This window comes from Rhizobium sp. ERR 1071 (assembly GCF_007828675.1).
In the GTDB taxonomy this organism is placed as follows: domain Bacteria; phylum Pseudomonadota; class Alphaproteobacteria; order Rhizobiales; family Rhizobiaceae; genus Rhizobium; species Rhizobium dioscoreae.
Map to the genome: position 1 here is coordinate 131222 of NZ_VITM01000001.1, position 17510 is coordinate 148731.

The following is a 17510-nucleotide window of genomic DNA, read 5'->3' on the forward strand; positions in this document are numbered from 1 at the left end:
ACCCGCTTTTTGCAGTCCGGCCATTGCCAAAGCGATCCATGGGTCTAATGTCGCGCATGTTTTGCCTGCTGCCACGAATCAAATCATGCAGAAATTTGCCGCCTCCGCACTCGCCTTCACGCTTTTTCAGTTCTCGCTTGGCGCGCATATGGCGCTTGCGGCCGATGCGACGACGCCGGTCAAGGCCATCATGGACGCGACCGTCTCCAACTGGGCGGGCGGCGACAGCGATTGGCAGGATATTTTCGGCGAGGACAAACTCAAGGATATCTATAGCAAGGATTTTGGAGCGAAATACCAGGCGGCGGCGCAATTTCCCGCCGCCGACGAGGATGGTATCTCGCCATTCGACTACGATGTCATCGTCAATGCGCAGGATGCGTGCCCGCTGGAGGACGTGAAGATTGCCACGCAGCCGCCGAAGAACAATGTGACGGAGGTGCTGGCGACCTTCAAGAAATCGACCTGTATGGGCTCCGACGCCGATTATCAGAAGGTGACCACGGTTCGTTTCGAGGTCATCGAAGAGGGTGGCAGGCCCATGGTGGACGATATTGTCACCAACGACGACAACGGCAATCCGAGCTCGCTCAAGAGCGTGATGGTGGATCTTGTCAAACAGCAGCAGCAACAGCCGGCAGACCAGACGCAGCAGCCGTCGGATCAGAAGAAGCCCGTCAATCCGGAATAATCGGGCGGGATTCGTTCTGCCATTCAAGCGCAAAAACCTTGCCGATCGGCTGGCGTCTCGCTATTGCGACACCGGAATCAGGACATTGAGCATGATGTCGCCCGAAAACCGCTGACACTTTTCGGCATCATGCTCGAATTAGCGCGATTGGTTTCGCGCGCGGAGATTTAGGCATCATGGCAGGCACGAACAGCGAGCGTCAACTTCTGGCCGAAGGGCCGGCCATTATTCTGGTCGAGCCGCAGATGGGCGAAAATATCGGTATGGTGGCGCGCGCCATGGCGAATTTCGGCCTTGCCGAGTTGCGCCTCGTCAATCCTCGCGACGGGTGGCCGAACGAGAGGGCACAGGCGACTGCCTCCAAGGCGGATCATATTATCGAGGCGACAAAGGTCTACGAGACGCTGGAGCAGGCGATCGCTGATCTCAATTTCGTCTATGCGACAACCGCGCGGGAGCGGGACGGTTACAAGCCGGTGCGCTCGCCTGTCATTGCGGCCGAAACGCTCCGTACCAAATTCAAGGCGGGCGAGGGGACGGGCATTCTTTTCGGCAGGGAGCGCTGGGGCCTGACGAACGAGGAAGTGGCGCTGGCCGACGAGATCGTGACCTTTCCCGTCAATCCCGCCTTCGCTTCTTTGAACATCGCGCAGGCCGTGCTGTTGATGTCCTATGAATGGATGAAATCGGGCATGGATGATCTCGGCGATGTGCCTTTCCAGGCTATCGAACAGCGGCCTTCGACGAAGGAGCAGCTTTTCGGTCTGTTCGACCAGCTCGAAGAAGCGCTGGATGCGCGCAATTATTTCCATCCTGCCGGGAAAAAGCCGAAAATGGTCGACAATCTCCGGGCCGTCCTCTCGCGCCGGGCCTTCACTGAACAGGAAATCAGCGTCTTGCGCGGGGTGATCTCGTCTCTCGACCGCTTCTCGCGGAAGTCTCCGCGCGGCAGTGGCTCGCATCCCCGATCCTCGAAAGCACCGAAGGAAGCCCCAAGCGATGACAGCAGCGGCGAATGAGCTGAAACCGGTACTCGTTTTCGATTCAGGGATTGGCGGTTTGACGGTGCTGCGCGAAGCACGCGTGCTGATGCCGGAGCGGGGTTTCATCTATATCGCCGACGATGCCGCATTTCCCTATGGCAGTTGGGAAGAAGCGGCACTGAAGGAGCGCATTGTCGGTCTCTTCGCAAAGCTGCTTGCGCAATATGATCCGGAAGTCTGCATCATCGCCTGCAACACGGCGTTCACGCTGGCCGGTGCCGCTCTTCGTGCCGCCTTCCCGCAGATGACCTTCGTCGGTACCGTGCCGGCGATCAAGCCAGCTGCAGAGCGCACACGTTCAGGCCTCGTTTCGGTGCTGGCGACACCGGGCACCGTCAAGCGCGCCTATACACGCGACCTGATCCAGTCTTTCGCCACGCAATGTCATGTCCGGCTTGTCGGATCGGAAAATCTGGCACGCCTGGCGGAAGCCTATATTCGTGGCGATGTCGTCAGCGACGAGGCCGTCATGGCAGAGATCGAGCAGTGCTTCGTCGAAATGGATGACCGCAAGACCGATATCGTGGTGCTTGCCTGCACGCATTATCCTTTCATGGCGAATATTTTCCGTCGCCTTGCGCCCTGGCCGGTCGATTGGCTCGATCCGGCTGAAGCTATCGCAAGGCGTACCCGCAGCCTAGTGCCGCAGGTGGCCGATGCTGTGCATCCCGACAATTTCGACTTCGCGGTGTTTACCTCTGGGGCACCCGATTTCCCCACCCGCCGGCTTATGCAGGGCTTTGGACTCAAGGCTTGATGATGAAAGACAAGGTTTCGCTGCGAAAACTCGATCTCGCGGATATGCCGACGGCTGCCGCTGTCCATCGCGCTTCCTTCAACGAAAGGCTGCCGACGCTTGCGGGGCTTCATACGCCCGAAGAAGATGTTGGCTTCTGGAGTGCTGTCGTTTTCAAAGATTGCCAAATCTGGGGTGCGGAAGAGGGCGGTCGTCTCGTCGGCGTCATCGCCTTCCTCGAGGATTGGATCGACCAACTCTACGTGTTGCCTGAGGCGCAAGGGCGCGGCATCGGCAGCCGGCTTCTCGATATCGCCAAGTCGGCCTATCCGCAGCTCTCGCTCTGGACGTTCCAGAGAAATGAGCCGGCGCGCCGCTTTTACGAGAAGCACGGCTTCTTCGTGGTTGACGAGTCGGATGGGGCAGGCAATGAGGAAAAGGAGCCGGATGTGCTTTGCAAGTGGGAGGCACGCTTGCACCGGTTGTAATACAGGATTGGGCTGAGTGGCGGAATATTGGGAGGGCGATATTTGATGTCTTTTGAGATTGATTGCAGTGTTGTCGGGGCAAGCTATGCGTCTGCGTGAGTGCCATAACTTCCATGATTTTCGCCTTCTCGCGAAGAAGCGTCTTCCCGGTCCGATCTTCAACTATATCGATGGTGCTGCCGACGACGAAGTGACGCTCCGGCGGAACACGACGAGCTTCGAAAGCTGCGATCTCGTGCCCAACGTTCTCCGCGGGGTCAGCGAGATCGACATGTCTGTCACCGTCATGGGACAAAAGCTTGCGACGCCCTTCTATTGCTCTCCGACGGCGCTGCAGCGGCTCTTCCATCATCAGGGCGAGAATGCGGTTGCAGCCGCCGCCTCTTCGCTCGGCACCATGTTCGGCGTCTCCTCGCTCGGCACCGTCAGTCTTGAGGAAATCCGCAAGAAGCATGCGGGACCGCAGGTCTACCAGTTCTATTTCCACAGAGATCGTGGCCTGAATCGGGCAATGATGGAGCGGGCGAAGGAAGCCGGCGTCAACGTGATGATGCTGACTGTCGACAGCATTACCGGCGGCAATCGCGAGCGCGATCTTCGCACTGGGTTTTCCATTCCTTTCAAGCTCAATCTGGCCGGGATCACCCAATTCGCCATCAAGCCCGCTTGGGCGCTGAACTACGTCACCCACGAGAAGTTCCGCCTGCCGCAACTCGACGAGCATGTCGATATGAGCGGCGGCGCCATGTCTATCGGCAAGTATTTCACCGAGATGCTCGATCCGTCGATGAACTGGAACGACGTCGCTGAGATGGTGATGCATTGGAACGGACAGTTCTGCCTGAAGGGCATCATGTCGGTCGAGGACGCCAAGCGTGCGGTCGATATCGGATGTACCGGCATCGTGCTGTCGAACCATGGCGGCCGGCAGCTGGATGGCTCGCGCTCGGCATTCGACCAGCTGGCGGAGATCGTCGATGCCGTCGGCCATCGCATCGATGTGATGATGGATGGCGGCGTGCAGCGCGGCACGCATGTGCTGAAGGCTCTGTCGCTCGGCGCCAAGGCCGTTGGCCTCGGCCGCTTCTATCTCTATCCGCTGGCCGCTGCCGGTCAGGCGGGCGTGGAGCGGGCGCTCAGGCATCTGCGCACGGAAGTCGAGCGCGACATGAAGCTGATGGGCTGCACGTCGGTCAGCCAGCTTTCGCGCGCGAACCTGCGCTTCAGGTAGGTCTCGCAATCGCCTGTGGGTTTTTTCAATCCACTGGCGCGAAGCCTGGAAATCTTTGCTAGACGGAGGCGCGTCCTTTCAGAAAGATGGGACGCATCCACATTTGATTCTTGCTCATAGGGGAAGTGCATTGCAGGTCGGCATCGACATGGGAACGGCGTCCGGCGGGACCAGCGCCCAGCTCGATATCGAGGAGCTGCTGGCGACGCGTCTTCTGGTGCAGGGCAATTCCGGCTCCGGAAAATCGCACCTGTTGCGGCGGCTGCTGGAGCAATCCGCACAATGGGTGCAGCAGGTCATCATCGATCCCGAGGGTGATTTCGTCACGCTGGCCGATAAATTCGGCCATGTCGTCGTCGATGGAGAGCGTACGGAAGCCGAACTTGCCGGTATCGCCAACCGCATCCGCCAGCATCGCGTTTCCTGCGTTTTGACGCTGGAGGGGCTCGATATCGAGCAGCAGATGCGCGCTGCCGCAGCCTTCCTGAATGGCATGTTCGATGCCGATCGCGAATTCTGGTATCCGGTGCTTGTTGTGGTCGACGAAGCCCAGATGTTTGCGCCTTCGGTCGGCGGCGATGTTTCGGAAGATGCGCGCAAGATGTCGCTCGGCGCCATGACCAATCTGATGTGCCGCGGCCGAAAGCGCGGCCTTGCCGGCGTCATCGCGACGCAGCGGCTTGCGAAGCTTGCCAAGAACGTTGCAGCGGAAGCCTCCAACTTCCTGATGGGCCGTACTTTCCTCGATATCGACATGGCTCGCGCGGCCGACCTTCTCGGCATGGATCGCAGGCAAGCGGAAATGTTCCGCGACCTTAAGCGCGGCAATTTCGTCGCCCTCGGACCGGCACTTTCCCGTCGGCCGCTGCCGATCACCATCGGCGCGGTGGAAACCTCGGCACGTTCTTCCAGCCCCAAGCTGATGCCGCTGCCGGATGCACCGCAGGATGTCGAAGATCTGATCTTCACGCCGGATCCGGAAGAGTTCACTCGCCCCGTTGTCCGCCGTACCACACCGGCACCGCGTCCAACGACCGATATTCTGGCAGAGCTTTCCCGCTCCGTGCCGGCGGCAAGCCCGGCGCCTTCCGAGCCGAAGATCAGCCAGCCGGAACTATCGAGCGAGGATCGCGAGGCGAGGGTGAGCGCCGTACTCTCCGAAATCCTCGACGACCCTGCCTCCGGCTTCCGCACGGATTCGGTGCTCTATCAGGAGTTTCTCGTTCGTTTGCGCATGCGCCGCGTTCCCGGCGCGCCGATGAGCCTGTCGGAGTTCCGTCGGCGCGTGGCGATCGTCCGTTCCGGTGCGGACGAAGAGGTCATGGCGACGGACCAATGGGCGACCGCGCTCTCGCTCTCCTCCAGCGTCACCGATGACTTGCAGGGCGTGTTCCTGATGCTAGCGAAAGCCGCCATCAGCGGCGAGCCATGCCCGTCCGACGCCCGCATCGCCCGCGCCTACGGCACCCATTCTGCACGGCGTGCACGGCGACTGCTGAGCTATTTCGAAGAACAGGGCAGCGTCGTCGTCCATACGGATTTCTCGGGCAAGCGTATCGTCGCCTTTCCGGACATGGGCTCGCAGACCGCGCCGGGCGATGCCAATGCGCCCGATCTGGACGGTGGCGAGCAGGCGGCGGCGGAATAGCTACCGGGTTACGCGTTGCTGCTGATGATATGGAGTGCGGCTTTGCCGTCTTTAACGGCTGAAGTCGATAGGCGCCGGTCGAGCGTTGCCAGTTGGCCTCCATGGAATTTCGCCAATGCCAACAGATAAGTGTCGGTGATCTGTCCAGGAGTCAGAATGCGCGTCGAATCCACCAAAGTATCGTCCAGCAGACTGATATCGTCGGCCCAGAACTGGTGACCGGGCAAACGGCGAAGCTGGGCAACAAGAAGCGCGGCCGTCGACGGTGGACCGGGCGAGTTGGGATAGCTTGGCTGACTGAGAATTCGGACAACGCCATTTTCCGTTAACGGGCACGTTGCCCAACTGTCGCCGCCTAGGGAGTGAAACCACTCATGGGCGACATCATGCGATACATGGCTCGGATCGAATAAAGCGATCAGAACATTGACGTCCAACAGAAATGTCACGGAAGCTCGTCACGAAGTTTGTTGACAAGATCGAGCGTAACAGGGGGATTGCCTGTCTTGGGCGTGAGCAACGGAATACCATTCCGCTCCTTTGCCGGCTGTGAGCGGTTTAGCGATCGGCGAGCAAGGTCGGAAATGACATCACCGATGCTGCGGTGCTGCTGCTCTGCCATCGCCTTTGCCGCGGCAAGTACGTCGTCATCAATTGCAAGGGTTGTTCGCATCATTGCACCTTGATCGAGCATCAGTCATCACGCATCAAATATAGCATTTGTTGCTTCATTCTCAACAGCAACCGCGCGGGCTGTTGACATTTTCATGACGACCCCTTACAGACCGCGCCAACGCCGGGCAGAAATGTCCGGTGTTTCATTTGACATGTCCCGTGGCCTCGTCCGTTCGCTAACGTGAGAGGCCTGTCAGAGCTCGAAAACGGAGTTCAGAGGAGGGCGTGTTTCCTTCGCGGTTCGGCAACGGGCCGCCATAACACTTGAAAGGAAATGCGATGAGCAAGCGCGAATCGTCCAAGTATAAAATTGACCGCCGTATGGGCGAGAACATCTGGGGCCGTCCGAAGTCCCCGGTAAACCGCCGCGAATACGGCCCGGGCCAGCACGGCCAGCGCCGCAAGGGCAAGCTTTCGGACTTCGGCGTGCAGCTGCGCGCCAAGCAGAAGCTGAAGGGCTACTACGGCGACCTGCGTGAAAAGCAGTTCCGTGCCATCTTCGACGAAGCCAACCGCCGCAAGGGCGACACTTCGGAAAACCTGATCGGCCTGCTCGAATCGCGCCTGGACGCGATCGTCTACCGCGCCAAGTTCGTTCCGACAGTCTTTGCTGCCCGTCAGTTCGTCAACCACGGCCACGTCACCGTTAACGGCGTTCGCGTCAACATCGGTTCCTACCGCTGCAAGGCCGGCGACGTTATCGAAGTTCGCGAAAAGTCCAAGCAGCTCGTAACCGTTCTCGAATCGGTTGCTCTGGCTGAGCGCGACGTTCCAGACTACATCGAAGTCGATCACAACAAGATGGTTGCGACCTTTGCTCGCGTTCCGGCTCTCGGCGACGTACCGTACGCCGTCGTCATGGAACCGCATCTGGTCGTCGAATTCTATTCGCGTTAATAAGCGGATAACTTTCTTGATGAATGAAAAGCCGCTCGGTTCGAGCGGCTTTTTTGTCTTTGGAGCGCCTCATGACGGATTTGCAGGCCATTCTCGACGGCATTCATGCGGAGCTTTCGCCGCGCATCGGCGAAGGCAAGGTCGCCGATTACATTCCCGAGCTGGCAAAGGTCGACCCGAAGCAGTTCGGGATGGCAATCGCGACGGTCGACGGCAAAGTCTACAGCATCGGTGATGCCGGCGTTCCTTTCTCCATCCAGAGTATCTCCAAGGTCTTTATGCTGACCCTGGCGCTGGGCAAGGTCGGCGAGAGCTTGTGGAATCGGGTAGGGCGCGAACCGTCCGGCACGGCTTTCAACTCTATCGTCCAGCTGGAGCGGGAAGAGGGTATTCCCCGCAATCCCTTCGTCAATGCGGGGGCCATCGCCGTCAGCGATGTCGTGCTGGCCGGCCACGAACCGCGCGAGGCCATCGGCGAGCTGCTGCGCTTCGTCCGCTATGTGGCTGACGACGAGACGATCAGCATCGATGACAAGGTCGCGCGTTCGGAAACCCAGACTGGGTATCGCAATTTTGCTCTTGCCAATTTCATGCGGGCCTACGGCAATATACACCATCCGGTCGAGCATGTGCTCGGCGTCTATTTCCATCAATGCGCGCTGTCGATGAGCTGCCAGCAGCTTGCCAAGGCGGGGCTCTATCTCGCCGCGCGCGGCAGCAATCCGATCACCCGGCATTCCGTCGTTTCGCCGAAGCGGGCGCGGCGTATCAATGCGCTGATGCTGACCTGCGGCCATTATGACGGTTCCGGCGATTTTGCCTATCATGTCGGCCTGCCGGGCAAGAGCGGCGTCGGCGGCGGCATTCTGGCGGTCGCGCCGGGTATCGGCTCGATCGCTGTCTGGTCGCCGGGCCTGAACAAGGTCGGCAATTCACAGCTTGGCGCCGTGGCATTGGAAATGCTGGCGGTGCGCACCGGCTGGTCGGTGTTCGGCGATTGATACGGTGTCTTCTCGTTCCGCTTTCTGCTATCAGCGTGGCGAGCCGCAAGGAATGACGGAATGAATATCGCAACCACGGTGAAAGACGACATCGATATCGAGGCTGAAGATGGCGGCTCTGCCGTTCATCCGATGTTTTTCGAGGCGCCGCGTTCGGTCTCTTTCAACAAGCTTCGCAAGCGCCTGTTGCGGCAGGTGCGCCAGGCTATGGAAGATTTCCAGATGCTGAAGGGCCAGAAGCGCTGGCTGGTTGGCCTTTCCGGCGGCAAGGATTCCTACGGTTTGCTGGCGCTGCTCCTTGATCTGAAATGGCGAGGCTTGCTGCCGGTGGAGCTCATTGCCTGTAATCTCGACCAGGGCCAGCCGAATTTCCCGAAGCATGTGCTGCCGGAATATCTGACGAAGATCGGCGTTGCGCATCGCATTGAATATCGCGACACTTATTCCATCGTGAAGGAGAAGGTGCCGGAGGGGGCAACCTATTGCTCGCTCTGTTCCCGCCTGCGCCGCGGCAATCTTTATCGCATCGCCCGCGAGGAAGGTTGCGATGCGCTGGTGCTTGGCCATCACCGCGAGGATATTCTCGAGACCTTCTTCATGAACTTCTTCCATGGCGGTCGCTTGGCTTCGATGCCGGCAAAGCTGCTCAACGACGAAGGCGACCTCATGCTGCTGCGCCCGCTCGCCTATGCGGCAGAGGACGATCTCGCCAAGTTTGCTGCGGCCATGCAATTTCCGATCATTCCCTGCGATCTCTGCGGCTCGCAGGACGGGCTGCAGCGCAATGCCATGAAGGACATGCTCGCGGATATCGAGCGGCGGATGCCGGGCCGCAAGGACACGATGCTGCGCGCTCTGGCCCATGTGAACCCGTCGCACCTGCTCGATCCCAAGCTGTTCGATTTTGCAGGGTTGATGACGCAGGGCTCTTCGAGCGATCCGGCGTAAATTCGGCGCTTTTGCCACACCGATGTCATCGAATCGGGCATAAGAGGAAGCCCTTTCAAAACAGAGGCTTCCGATGACCTTCTCCGATACGGATTTCGACTATGTGATGACGACCGTTGCCGCAGCGGCGGCAAAGGAGATCATGCCGCGCTTCCGCAATCTAGATGCCGGCGACATATCGGAGAAAACCTCGGCTATCGATCTTGTAACCGAGGCCGACCTTCTGGCCGAACGCCATATTACCACGGCGCTGAAGGCAAGGTTTCCAAGCGCTTTGATCGTTGGCGAAGAGGCCTATGAGGCGGATAAGTCCGTCGTGCCGGCGCTGGCGCATGCGGAATTGGCTTTTACAATCGATCCGGTGGATGGCACCTTCAATTTCGCGGCCGGACTGCCGGTCTTCGGAACGATCGTCGCCGTCATTGCCAATGGCGAGACGATCGGCAGCATTATCCACGATCCCGTGCTGGGTGACACCGTGACTGCCATGAAGGGCGGCGGCACTTTCCTGCGCCGGCAAACCGGGGAGGCGAGGCGGCTCACCGTTGCCGCACCTGCCCCTTTGAGTGCTATGACCGGCGCTATATCCTGGGGGCATATGGATGAGCCCGACCGGTCGCGGATCAGCGCCAATCTATCGAAGACCCGCATGGCTTTCTCAGTGAATTGCTCAGCTTACGAATATTGGATGGTGGCGTCTGGCAAGTGGCATTTCATCGGCCATTCCAAATTGATGCCCTGGGATCATCTGGCCGGCGTGCTGGCGCATCAGGAGGCGGGCGGCTATACCGCCAAATTCGATGGTACGCCCTACAGGCCCGGCGAAACGATCGGCGGCATCATTTCTGCGCCTGACGAGGAAAGCTGGCGGATGATCCGCCGCGAGATCATCGGCGCCTGACGCGAAAGGAAAAAGCATGACATCGCTCGTTGACGTTACCACGCTCGCTCATGTGCTGCGCCGCGCGGCGCAGACGGAGATACTGCCGCGCTTTCGCAGGCTCGGCAGCGATGATGTCCGCGCCAAGAGCGAGGCGACGGATCTGGTGACGGAAGCCGACGAACGGGCTGAGCGCATGATCAAGGCAGAAGTTGCCCGGCTCTGGCCCGAAGCTTTGTTCATCGGCGAGGAATCGGTTGCGGCCGACCCGTCGCTACTGAAGAAGCTGCAGGATGCCGATCTCGCAATCATTGTCGATCCCGTCGATGGCACGTTCAATTTTGCCGCCGGCATTCCGGCTTTCGGCGTCATGGCCTCGGTCGTGTCGAAGGGCGAGACCGTTGCCGGTATCATCTTCGATCCGATGGGTGATGACTGGGTGCTTGCGGAGCGCGGCAGCGGCGCATGGCTACGCCGTCCGGATGGCGAGACGCTGCGTCTCAACGTTGCTCCTTCCGTCCCGCTGGAAGAGCTGGTCGGCATGGCGGCTACCGGCTTCCTGCCGAAGGAAAAGCGCGCCGAAATCATGGGCAATCTTGCCAAGGTGCGCTACACGACCTGCTATCGCTGTGCTGCGCATGAGTACCGCACGCTCGCTGGCGGCTATGTGCACTATCTCATGTACAACAAGCTGATGCCTTGGGATCATCTGGCGGGATCGCTGATCTCGGCCGAATCCGGCGCATATGTCCGCCGTTTCGATGGTTCGCCCTATCTGCCGCATCACCTCGATGGCGGGCTGCTGGTCGCGGCGGACAAGGATACCTGGGAACTGCTGCGGCGCGAGGTCTTCACTCTTTAAGGTGAGTCACGCGCGAGGATAGTCCGCGAGGCCCTTGGAAAGTCATTGCGGCGGGGCTATCTTTGCTTCAACAGGCAAGAGCCTTGGTCGGCGCTTGCCGCGGGGATGAGACAGATGTCCGAGACGAGCCGCAAGCTGACCACCATTTTCTGCGCCGACGTGCAGGATTATACGCGCCTCATGGGGAAGGATGAGGAGGGGACGTTATCCACTCTTCGTCGTTACCGCGATGCGATGAAACGGCTGATCGAAGCGCATGGCGGCCGGGTCATCAATACCTGGGGCGATGGCGTCTTTGCCGAGTTTCCAAGTGTCGTCGAAGCCGTGCGCGCTGCAATCGATACGCAAAACGAACTTGCCGGTTACAATGCTGTGGCCGACCCCGACAAGCAGATGCTGTTCCGCATCGGGCTCAATCTCGGCGATGTGATCGCCGATGGTGATGACCTTTATGGCGACGGCGTCAATATTGCCGCCCGGCTGCAGTCGCGCGCCGCTCCGGGTGGAATAGTCATTTCCAATACGGTTTACGATCAGGTCCGCAACAAGGTGGCGGTCGGTTTCGATTTTCTTGGGCAGCTCGAGGTCAAGAACATCGAAGGCGGCGTACCGAGTTATGCTGTGCGCATCGGCGGCGTGCGGGTCGTCGATACCACGTCCGATTATCAATCGGTTCCGGAGCCCACTCCCGCGCGGGCACCCGAGCCGGCGATGCGGGAACCCCTTCCGCAAGACTGGCGGCGGAGTTATGGTGGCGTCGTCATCATCTGCGTCGCTCTCGCCATCATCAATGGGCTGACCTGGCAGGGCGAATTCTGGGCGAAATGGCCCATACTCGCGATTCTATGGGGTGCGGCGTTCCGCTACGTCCGCAGCAACAGACAGATCGATATGGCGATTGCCAGCCTTGTGATTACCGGCATCGGGATCGTTGCCATCAACCTTTTCACCTGGCATGGAACACCTTGGGCGATGTGGCCGCTTTTCGGGCTTGCGATCGCCGCTGCGTTGCGCTGGGTCAGTCGGCCGCGCAGCGGCGCCTAGGGAAGGGAGGCACGTCGCGCTCAAACGTGCCCCATGCCCGGTTCCAGCGCCGGCGCATCGCCGGGATGGGTGAAGAGCTTGCCGCGTTCCGCCCATAGCGTCGCGACGATCGACAGCGCGCCAAACACCGTGAAGCCGGCAAGCAGCGGCTGTGCCGTGCCGTCGAACATCTGGCCGACGATGCCGCCGAGCAGGACGCCGACCGTCGTGGAGATCGAGCTGGTGATGGCGGCCGCCGTACCCGCCAGGTGTCCCATCGGCTCGAGGCTTATCGCCATGCAATTGGTGGTGATCACTGCAAACATCATTAGCATCACCGAGATCAGTACATAGATGAAGGTGAAGCTCGGCTGGCCGAACATGCCGACGATGTAGCCGATGGCGCCTAAAACGGTGAAAAGGATCATGGCAGCGTGGGAAATGCGGCGCATGCCGAAGCTGCGGACGAAATAGCCATTAGCGAACTGTGCGACGGCGGTGCCGGCTGCCGTTGCCGCAAAGGCGATTGGAAACGTGTCTCCAAGCCCGTAAACTTCGCCGAAGACCTGCTGCACCGAAACGACGTAGGCGCATATGATGCCGGTGTAGAGCGTCAGGCCGATCATGTAGCCGCAGGTGATGCGGTTGGTCAGCACTGTCTTGAAACCGGACAGTACGGAGGTGACCGAGAGCGGCAGGCGCTCTTCAGCGGGCAGCGTCTCCTTCATGCGGAAGAAGGCAACCAAGAAAAGGCCGGCGCTGACGATGCCGAGCAGAATGAAAATCCACTGCCAGTTCGAATAGGCGACAATCATCTGGCCGACGAAGGGCGCAACCATCGGCATAATCATGAAGACGATCATGATATAGGACATCACGCGGGCCATTTCGCGACCGCCGAAGCAATCGCGGACGATGGCAAGCGTGGTGATGCGCACGGCCGCGGCGCCGACGCCCTGCGCAAAACGCATTGCCAGCAAGGCAAACAGGCTGCCACTCCAGGCTGCGGCAAACAGGGTCACCGTATAGAAGGCCAGACCGCCGAGCAGGATGTACCGCCGGCCATAGGTGTCCGACAGGCTGCCGAAGAAAAGCTGACAGATGCCGAAACCGAGGAAATAGACGCCGATAACGAGCTGGGTGTCATTCGGGTTGGCGACATGAAGCGACTGGCCGATATTCGGCAGTGCCGGCAGCATGCTGTCGATGCCCATCGAAATGCTGGCCGTCATCAGGGCGATCGTGAGGATGAATTCCACGATGCCGAGGCCGATGCGGCTGGAGCCGGACTGGGCCGGCTGCTGAGACTGAGGCGGGGTTGTCATTCGAATATGCCTGTCAATGTAAAGCGAGAGACTGGTCGGCCGGAGGCGGCGCATTGTGCGGGCGGAACAGCTTTCCCTTTTCGGCAATCAGCACGAAGACGACGCCGATGAGGGAAACGGTGAAATAGCCAATGACCATCGGTGTCGCCGTGCCGTTATAGAACTGCCCGATGCAGGCGCCGATCGATGCGCCGCCGACCGTGCTCATAAAGCCGAGAACGGAGGATGCCGTGCCGGCGACGTGGCCGAGGGGTTCCATCGCCAGAGAGTTGAAGTTGGAACCGATCCAGCCGAATTGGAACATGGCCAGTGCGAAAAAGACCATGAACAGAGGGAACGGCATCGGTGATGGCCCGTAAAGCTGCACCAGCAGCCAACAGAAGGTGATGGCGACAAAGCCGAGCAAGGCCGTGTGCGACAGCCGGCGCATGCCGAACCGGCCGACGAACTGGGAGTTGACGAAAGACGACAGGGCCATGAACGCCGCCACGCCGCCGAATGCCAGCGGCGTATAGACGCCAAGGCCGTAGATGTTGTTGTAGATCTGCTGGGCGGAATTGATGAAGCCGAACAGCGCGCCGAACAGGAACGTGCTCGCCAAGGTGTAACAGAGTGCTACCCGGTCCGTCAGAACGATCTTGAAGCCGGCGGCAACCGATCTGACGGTCAGGGGGCGGATATTTTCAGGCTTAAGCGTCTCCGGAAGCCGGAAATACATCCAGAGACCGACGAGGGTTGCCATGGCGCCGATGAAGACGAAGATCATGTGCCAGGTGCTGACCAGCAGGATGATCTGGCCGCTTCCCGGCGCGATGACCGGAACGATCATGAAAACCATCATGATGAGCGACATCACCTCGGCCATCAGGCGGCCGCCGAACACGTCGCGGACGATGGAGACGGTGATGACGCGGGTGGCTGCCGAGCCGAGGCCCTGAATGAAGCGGAGCGCCAGCAGACCGGCGAAAGACGGGATGAGGGCGATGCCGAACGCCGAAATCACGTAGATGGTGATGCCGATCAAGAGTGGCATGCGGCGGCCGAAGCGATCCGACAAGGGGCCATAGATAAGCTGGGCCGAGCCGAAGCCGATCAAATAGGCTGTTACCACATATTGCCGATGGTTTTCGTTCATCACGCCGAGGCTGGAACCGATCTGCTGCAGCGCGGGAAGCATGATGTCGATTGCGAGTGAGTTAATCGCCATCAGGAAGGCCGCGAGTGCGATGAACTCACGTTTGCCCATGGGCAGTTGCCCATGGGACATGGCCTGGGATGAAGTCGTCACGGTTTTATTCCCATAAACATATCAAGGGCGCCGCCCGGCGGCAGCGCCTTATCGATCAAATTGAACTATGGAAACCGGACGGGGAGCCCGGTGCCCGGTCAGGCGGCGCCGCGAACGCTGATGCCGTGTTCCTGAAGGTGGTGCTGCAATTCGCCCGCCTGGAACATTTCGCGCACGATGTCACAACCGCCGATGAATTCGCCCTTTACGTAAAGCTGCGGAATGGTTGGCCAGTTGGAATAGTCCTTGATGCCCTGACGGATTTCAGCGTCGGCTAGGACATTGATGCCCTTATAATCGACGCCGATATAGTCGAGAATCTGGACCACCTGGCCGGAGAAACCACACTGCGGGAACTGGGGGGTGCCTTTCATGAAGAGAACGACGTCGTTGTTCTTAACTTCGTTGGCGATGAATTCCTGAATGCCGCTCATTGTCCAGTTCCTTTCACATGCGGGGTCAAGGTCCGCAGCGTTACATCTGTCCCTTAAATAGCAAGCGCCCGGCTTGATTTCCAGCGGCAAAACGTAGGTGCCGTCTTTTTCATCGCATGAATAGATTTCCGGCATCAGTCGTTAACAGGAACGTTCAAAAGGTGTCGATTGACTGCCTTTTTTGAACAGTGCGTTTTGAAATCACCCCTTCAACTCCAGCCCTGAACAACACACATGAATTTGAAATCAAGGGACGATGAATATTAGTATGCTACCTAATTTACAAACCATCGGTATGTTTGTTAGAGTTTGCCGATTGATGCGATTTGGCGCGTATCGGTCCCTGTCGGCATTGCATTCGCATATTTCTTGAGGGAGCGGACTCCATGAGCCACCATCACTATTCCGAAGGGCAGGTTGGTGAAGAGCGAGAATTTTATAGCTCTGAAGATACGAGCGAAGGCGAGCGGGAATATTACGAGCATGTGCGCACACCACGAGCATCGATTCTGAACAGTACCGTGACCGTCAGTGCCATCGTGCTCATTCTGAGCATCGCTTTCGGTTACCGGGCCTCGACCGCACCGACGCCGCAATCGACCACGCCGCCGGTCGCCGAGAAAGTAATAACTGCGCCGTCGCTGGACTCCTGTGCCGATATCTCTCCATATCCGCGCCGGGAATGCTGATATGCCGGAATTCGGATTTTACCCTCGGCATGGCGAAAAAGCCGGCTGAGGACGATTGTGCATCCGTCATGCGGGCTGACGCGATTATAAGCGTTTGACCCTATCTTTTTGTTTTTGGACGATTTGTTGCGGTCTGCCATGAAAAAGCCAGCAGGCCATGGTCTTGGCTGATTTTCAGATTTCATCAGTGCTACTGGCGCCCCGGGGACAGACTACAATATGAATTCTATCAGGAAGAGGGTGGTTCTCCACTTCCCTGGCTTCGAGCCGCTGAATGCTGCCGCACATCGGGCTCGTTATGAGCGTTCCGCCCGGCAGAGCGCCGCCACCTGGGATTTTTCCGCCTCGGTGGGAGAATTGAAGAATTTTGGCAGGGCACCGTATTTTGATGTCACGGCGACGGCTGCGGATTGGCATACCCAAAGCCGCATTCATATCGTCGATCATAACGATCTGGTTGCCGTCCTGAACGGCAGGCCGTTCTTTACGCGGCTCATCCAGGGCTATCTCGCTGCCGCAAGGGTTGCCATTTTGGGCGGCATGGCCGGCTATTTCCGTCATGCATGGCGCTTCGGCCTGTTCTTCATCTTTCCCTTTCTGCTGATGCTCGCAGGCCTTGTTCTCAGCCTGTCGATTGCGTTTACGCCAATCCTGTTCGGACTGCCGGCCTGGAGCCATATCGGCAGTATCGCGCTCGCGGTCGCCTTCTTCGTCTATGTCTTCCTGCCGCAGGCCGAGAAGTTGCATACTCTGCATCTTTTCTCCGACTGGGAAATGGCAGTCGCGATGGCGGGGCTGAACGGCATAGGCGCAGAACAATGGCTGGAAGCGAGCGCCGTCAGCGTCCGGCAAGCCTTGGATGAGCCCGACGTCGAAGAATTCGTCATCTCCTCGCATAGCATGGGCTCGTCCGTGGCAGCTCACGTGGTCGGCCTGTTGCTTGAGCGCGAGCCGGAGCTGCTGCTGGGCAAGCGCGTGGTATTTGCGACGCTTGGCAGTGCCATCCTGCAATGCGCCCTCATGCGGCCGGCAAAGGTGCTGCGCTCACGCGTGGGATTGATCGCACGCTGCAAGGACATCTTCTGGCTCGACGTTCACTGTCTGACCGATGCGATCCATTTTTATAAGACAAAGGTTGCCGCCGTTTGCGGGCACGAGGATGCCCGGCAGGCTTCGATCCTGTTCATACGTTTCAAGCAGATGCTGTCGGAGACGCATTACAAGAAGATCAAGCGCGATTTCCTGCGGGTTCACCGGCAATATGTGCTCGGCCCCGATGTGAGGGCGTTTTTCGATTTCACGCTGATGACGGCCGGTCCGCTGCCGGCCTCGGATTTCGCTGAATTCTCACCGAAGAGATTGCCGGAGCTGAGCTTCAACTCCGGCGAAGAGGCGCAAGCGCTCTCAGTCGGGCGCTGACGTCTGCAGCGCAAGGGCGTGCAGCACGCCGCCCATATTGCCTTTCAGGGCATCATAGACCATCTGGTGCTGCTGCACGCGGCTCTTGCCGCGGAAGGCTTCCGCGACAACTTCCGCAGCATAGTGATCGCCATCCCCGGCCAGGTCGCGAATCGTCACCTTGGCGCCGGGAATGCCGGCCTTGATCATGTCTTCGATATCGCCGGGGTTCATGGGCATGAGTGGTACCTCG

At 59.3% G+C, this 17510-nt stretch carries 20 protein-coding genes; 14 read left to right on the forward strand and 6 right to left on the reverse strand.

The window, feature by feature from the left end; genetic code table 11:
- Positions 1–85: 85 nt before the first annotated feature.
- The 6 genes from FBZ99_RS00575 to FBZ99_RS00600 all read left to right on the forward strand — a co-directional run bounded on the left by FBZ99_RS00575 (position 86) and on the right by FBZ99_RS00600 (position 5837).
- Positions 86–691 carry a hypothetical protein gene (locus tag FBZ99_RS00575; RefSeq protein ID WP_186450265.1) on the forward strand — a complete coding sequence of 202 codons (606 nt, stop codon included), beginning with the start codon at positions 86–88 and terminating at the stop codon, positions 689–691.
- Positions 692–867: 176 nt separating this feature from the next.
- Positions 868–1710 (forward strand): RNA methyltransferase, encoded by an 843-nt coding sequence (locus FBZ99_RS00580; RefSeq protein ID WP_145631017.1) that lies wholly within the window; start codon positions 868–870, stop codon positions 1708–1710.
- Positions 1691–2491, forward strand: coding sequence for a glutamate racemase (murI, locus tag FBZ99_RS00585; protein ID WP_145631019.1), 801 nt, complete (start codon positions 1691–1693; stop codon positions 2489–2491). Before FBZ99_RS00580 ends, murI begins: the two co-directional genes overlap by 20 nt.
- Positions 2492–2493: 2 nt before the next feature.
- Positions 2494–2958, forward strand: coding sequence for a GNAT family N-acetyltransferase (locus FBZ99_RS00590; RefSeq protein WP_145631783.1), 465 nt, complete (start codon positions 2494–2496; stop codon positions 2956–2958).
- A gap of 85 nt (positions 2959–3043) precedes the next feature.
- Complete coding sequence (locus tag FBZ99_RS00595) at positions 3044–4189, forward strand: alpha-hydroxy acid oxidase (protein WP_113389967.1); 1146 nt, start codon at positions 3044–3046, stop codon at positions 4187–4189.
- 130 nt (positions 4190–4319) lie between these two features.
- A complete protein-coding gene (locus FBZ99_RS00600; protein ID WP_113389968.1) occupies positions 4320–5837 on the forward strand; it encodes an ATP-binding protein in 1518 nt (505 codons plus the stop codon).
- A gap of 8 nt (positions 5838–5845) precedes the next feature.
- On the opposite strand, the gene FBZ99_RS00605 is transcribed toward FBZ99_RS00600, so the two are convergent.
- Together FBZ99_RS00605 and FBZ99_RS00610 are read right to left on the reverse strand one after the other, a co-directional pair.
- Positions 5846–6286, reverse strand: a complete 441-nt coding sequence (locus FBZ99_RS00605; protein ID WP_113332593.1) for a TA system VapC family ribonuclease toxin — start codon at positions 6284–6286, stop codon at positions 5846–5848.
- Positions 6283–6510: a CopG family transcriptional regulator gene (locus FBZ99_RS00610; protein WP_069613201.1), complete on the reverse strand. Its 228-nt coding sequence runs from the start codon at positions 6508–6510 to the stop codon at positions 6283–6285. Before FBZ99_RS00610 ends, FBZ99_RS00605 begins: the two co-directional genes overlap by 4 nt.
- Positions 6511–6791: 281 nt before the next feature.
- Here FBZ99_RS00610 and rpsD point away from each other — a divergent pair, with 281 nt between their 5' ends.
- The 6 genes from rpsD to FBZ99_RS00640 all read left to right on the forward strand — a co-directional run bounded on the left by rpsD (position 6792) and on the right by FBZ99_RS00640 (position 12144).
- Positions 6792–7409, forward strand: coding sequence for a 30S ribosomal protein S4 (gene rpsD / locus FBZ99_RS00615; RefSeq protein WP_069613020.1), 618 nt, complete (start codon positions 6792–6794; stop codon positions 7407–7409).
- A 71-nt stretch (positions 7410–7480) separates the two neighbouring features.
- The gene (locus FBZ99_RS00620) at positions 7481–8410 is read left to right on the forward strand and encodes a glutaminase (protein ID WP_145631020.1); all 930 of its coding nucleotides are present in this window, start codon (positions 7481–7483) and stop codon (positions 8408–8410) included.
- Positions 8411–8470: 60 nt separating this feature from the next.
- Positions 8471–9358, forward strand: a complete 888-nt coding sequence (ttcA, locus tag FBZ99_RS00625; protein WP_113355514.1) for a tRNA 2-thiocytidine(32) synthetase TtcA — start codon at positions 8471–8473, stop codon at positions 9356–9358.
- A 73-nt stretch (positions 9359–9431) separates the two neighbouring features.
- A complete protein-coding gene (locus FBZ99_RS00630) occupies positions 9432–10259 on the forward strand; it encodes an inositol monophosphatase family protein (protein ID WP_113355516.1) in 828 nt (275 codons plus the stop codon).
- A 16-nt stretch (positions 10260–10275) separates the two neighbouring features.
- On the forward strand, positions 10276–11100 hold the full coding sequence (locus tag FBZ99_RS00635; protein WP_113332590.1) for an inositol monophosphatase family protein: 825 nt from the start codon (positions 10276–10278) through the stop codon (positions 11098–11100).
- Between the two features lie 114 nt (positions 11101–11214).
- Complete coding sequence (locus tag FBZ99_RS00640; protein WP_145631021.1) at positions 11215–12144, forward strand: adenylate/guanylate cyclase domain-containing protein; 930 nt, start codon at positions 11215–11217, stop codon at positions 12142–12144.
- A 20-nt stretch (positions 12145–12164) separates the two neighbouring features.
- Here FBZ99_RS00640 and FBZ99_RS00645 read toward each other — a convergent pair whose 3' ends face one another.
- From FBZ99_RS00645 to grxD, 3 genes are all read right to left on the reverse strand, one after another.
- The gene (locus FBZ99_RS00645; RefSeq protein WP_113332588.1) at positions 12165–13448 is read right to left on the reverse strand and encodes a multidrug effflux MFS transporter; all 1284 of its coding nucleotides are present in this window, start codon (positions 13446–13448) and stop codon (positions 12165–12167) included.
- 13 nt (positions 13449–13461) lie between these two features.
- Entirely contained in the window at positions 13462–14694 is a 1233-nt protein-coding gene (locus FBZ99_RS00650; protein WP_113332587.1) for a multidrug effflux MFS transporter, read from the reverse strand.
- 140 nt (positions 14695–14834) lie between these two features.
- Complete coding sequence (gene grxD, locus FBZ99_RS00655) at positions 14835–15170, reverse strand: Grx4 family monothiol glutaredoxin (RefSeq protein WP_113332586.1); 336 nt, start codon at positions 15168–15170, stop codon at positions 14835–14837.
- 386 nt (positions 15171–15556) lie between these two features.
- On the opposite strand from grxD, the gene FBZ99_RS00660 reads away from it, so the two are divergent.
- Entirely contained in the window at positions 15557–15859 is a 303-nt protein-coding gene (locus tag FBZ99_RS00660; RefSeq protein WP_113332585.1) for a hypothetical protein, read from the forward strand.
- A 219-nt stretch (positions 15860–16078) separates the two neighbouring features.
- Positions 16079–17278: a hypothetical protein gene (locus FBZ99_RS00665; protein ID WP_145631022.1), complete on the forward strand. Its 1200-nt coding sequence runs from the start codon at positions 16079–16081 to the stop codon at positions 17276–17278.
- On the opposite strand, the gene FBZ99_RS00670 is transcribed toward FBZ99_RS00665, so the two are convergent.
- The gene (locus tag FBZ99_RS00670; RefSeq protein ID WP_004108912.1) at positions 17264–17497 is read right to left on the reverse strand and encodes a BolA family protein; all 234 of its coding nucleotides are present in this window, start codon (positions 17495–17497) and stop codon (positions 17264–17266) included. The genes FBZ99_RS00665 and FBZ99_RS00670 overlap by 15 nt on opposite strands.
- Positions 17498–17510 lie beyond the last annotated feature (13 nt).

What these genes read in the sequence shown, in the direction of transcription:
- FBZ99_RS00575 (WP_186450265.1), top strand. Translation starts at nt 86, where the DNA reads ATGCAGAAATTTGCCGCCTCCGCACTCGCCTTCACGCTTTTTCAGTTC.
- FBZ99_RS00580 (WP_145631017.1), top strand. Translation starts at nt 868, where the DNA reads ATGGCAGGCACGAACAGCGAGCGTCAACTTCTGGCCGAAGGGCCGGCC.
- murI (WP_145631019.1), top strand. Translation starts at nt 1,691, where the DNA reads ATGACAGCAGCGGCGAATGAGCTGAAACCGGTACTCGTTTTCGATTCA.
- FBZ99_RS00590 (WP_145631783.1), top strand. Translation starts at nt 2,494, where the DNA reads ATGAAAGACAAGGTTTCGCTGCGAAAACTCGATCTCGCGGATATGCCG.
- FBZ99_RS00595 (WP_113389967.1), top strand. Translation starts at nt 3,044, where the DNA reads ATGCGTCTGCGTGAGTGCCATAACTTCCATGATTTTCGCCTTCTCGCG.
- FBZ99_RS00610 (WP_069613201.1), bottom strand. Translation starts at nt 6,510, where the DNA reads ATGCGAACAACCCTTGCAATTGATGACGACGTACTTGCCGCGGCAAAG.
- rpsD (WP_069613020.1), top strand. Translation starts at nt 6,792, where the DNA reads ATGAGCAAGCGCGAATCGTCCAAGTATAAAATTGACCGCCGTATGGGC.
- FBZ99_RS00620 (WP_145631020.1), top strand. Translation starts at nt 7,481, where the DNA reads ATGACGGATTTGCAGGCCATTCTCGACGGCATTCATGCGGAGCTTTCG.
- ttcA (WP_113355514.1), top strand. Translation starts at nt 8,471, where the DNA reads ATGAATATCGCAACCACGGTGAAAGACGACATCGATATCGAGGCTGAA.
- FBZ99_RS00630 (WP_113355516.1), top strand. Translation starts at nt 9,432, where the DNA reads ATGACCTTCTCCGATACGGATTTCGACTATGTGATGACGACCGTTGCC.
- FBZ99_RS00635 (WP_113332590.1), top strand. Translation starts at nt 10,276, where the DNA reads ATGACATCGCTCGTTGACGTTACCACGCTCGCTCATGTGCTGCGCCGC.
- FBZ99_RS00640 (WP_145631021.1), top strand. Translation starts at nt 11,215, where the DNA reads ATGTCCGAGACGAGCCGCAAGCTGACCACCATTTTCTGCGCCGACGTG.
- FBZ99_RS00645 (WP_113332588.1), bottom strand. Translation starts at nt 13,448, where the DNA reads ATGACAACCCCGCCTCAGTCTCAGCAGCCGGCCCAGTCCGGCTCCAGC.
- FBZ99_RS00650 (WP_113332587.1), bottom strand. Translation starts at nt 14,694, where the DNA reads ATGGGCAAACGTGAGTTCATCGCACTCGCGGCCTTCCTGATGGCGATT.
- grxD (WP_113332586.1), bottom strand. Translation starts at nt 15,170, where the DNA reads ATGAGCGGCATTCAGGAATTCATCGCCAACGAAGTTAAGAACAACGAC.
- FBZ99_RS00660 (WP_113332585.1), top strand. Translation starts at nt 15,557, where the DNA reads ATGAGCCACCATCACTATTCCGAAGGGCAGGTTGGTGAAGAGCGAGAA.
- FBZ99_RS00665 (WP_145631022.1), top strand. Translation starts at nt 16,079, where the DNA reads ATGAATTCTATCAGGAAGAGGGTGGTTCTCCACTTCCCTGGCTTCGAG.
- FBZ99_RS00670 (WP_004108912.1), bottom strand. Translation starts at nt 17,497, where the DNA reads ATGCCCATGAACCCCGGCGATATCGAAGACATGATCAAGGCCGGCATT.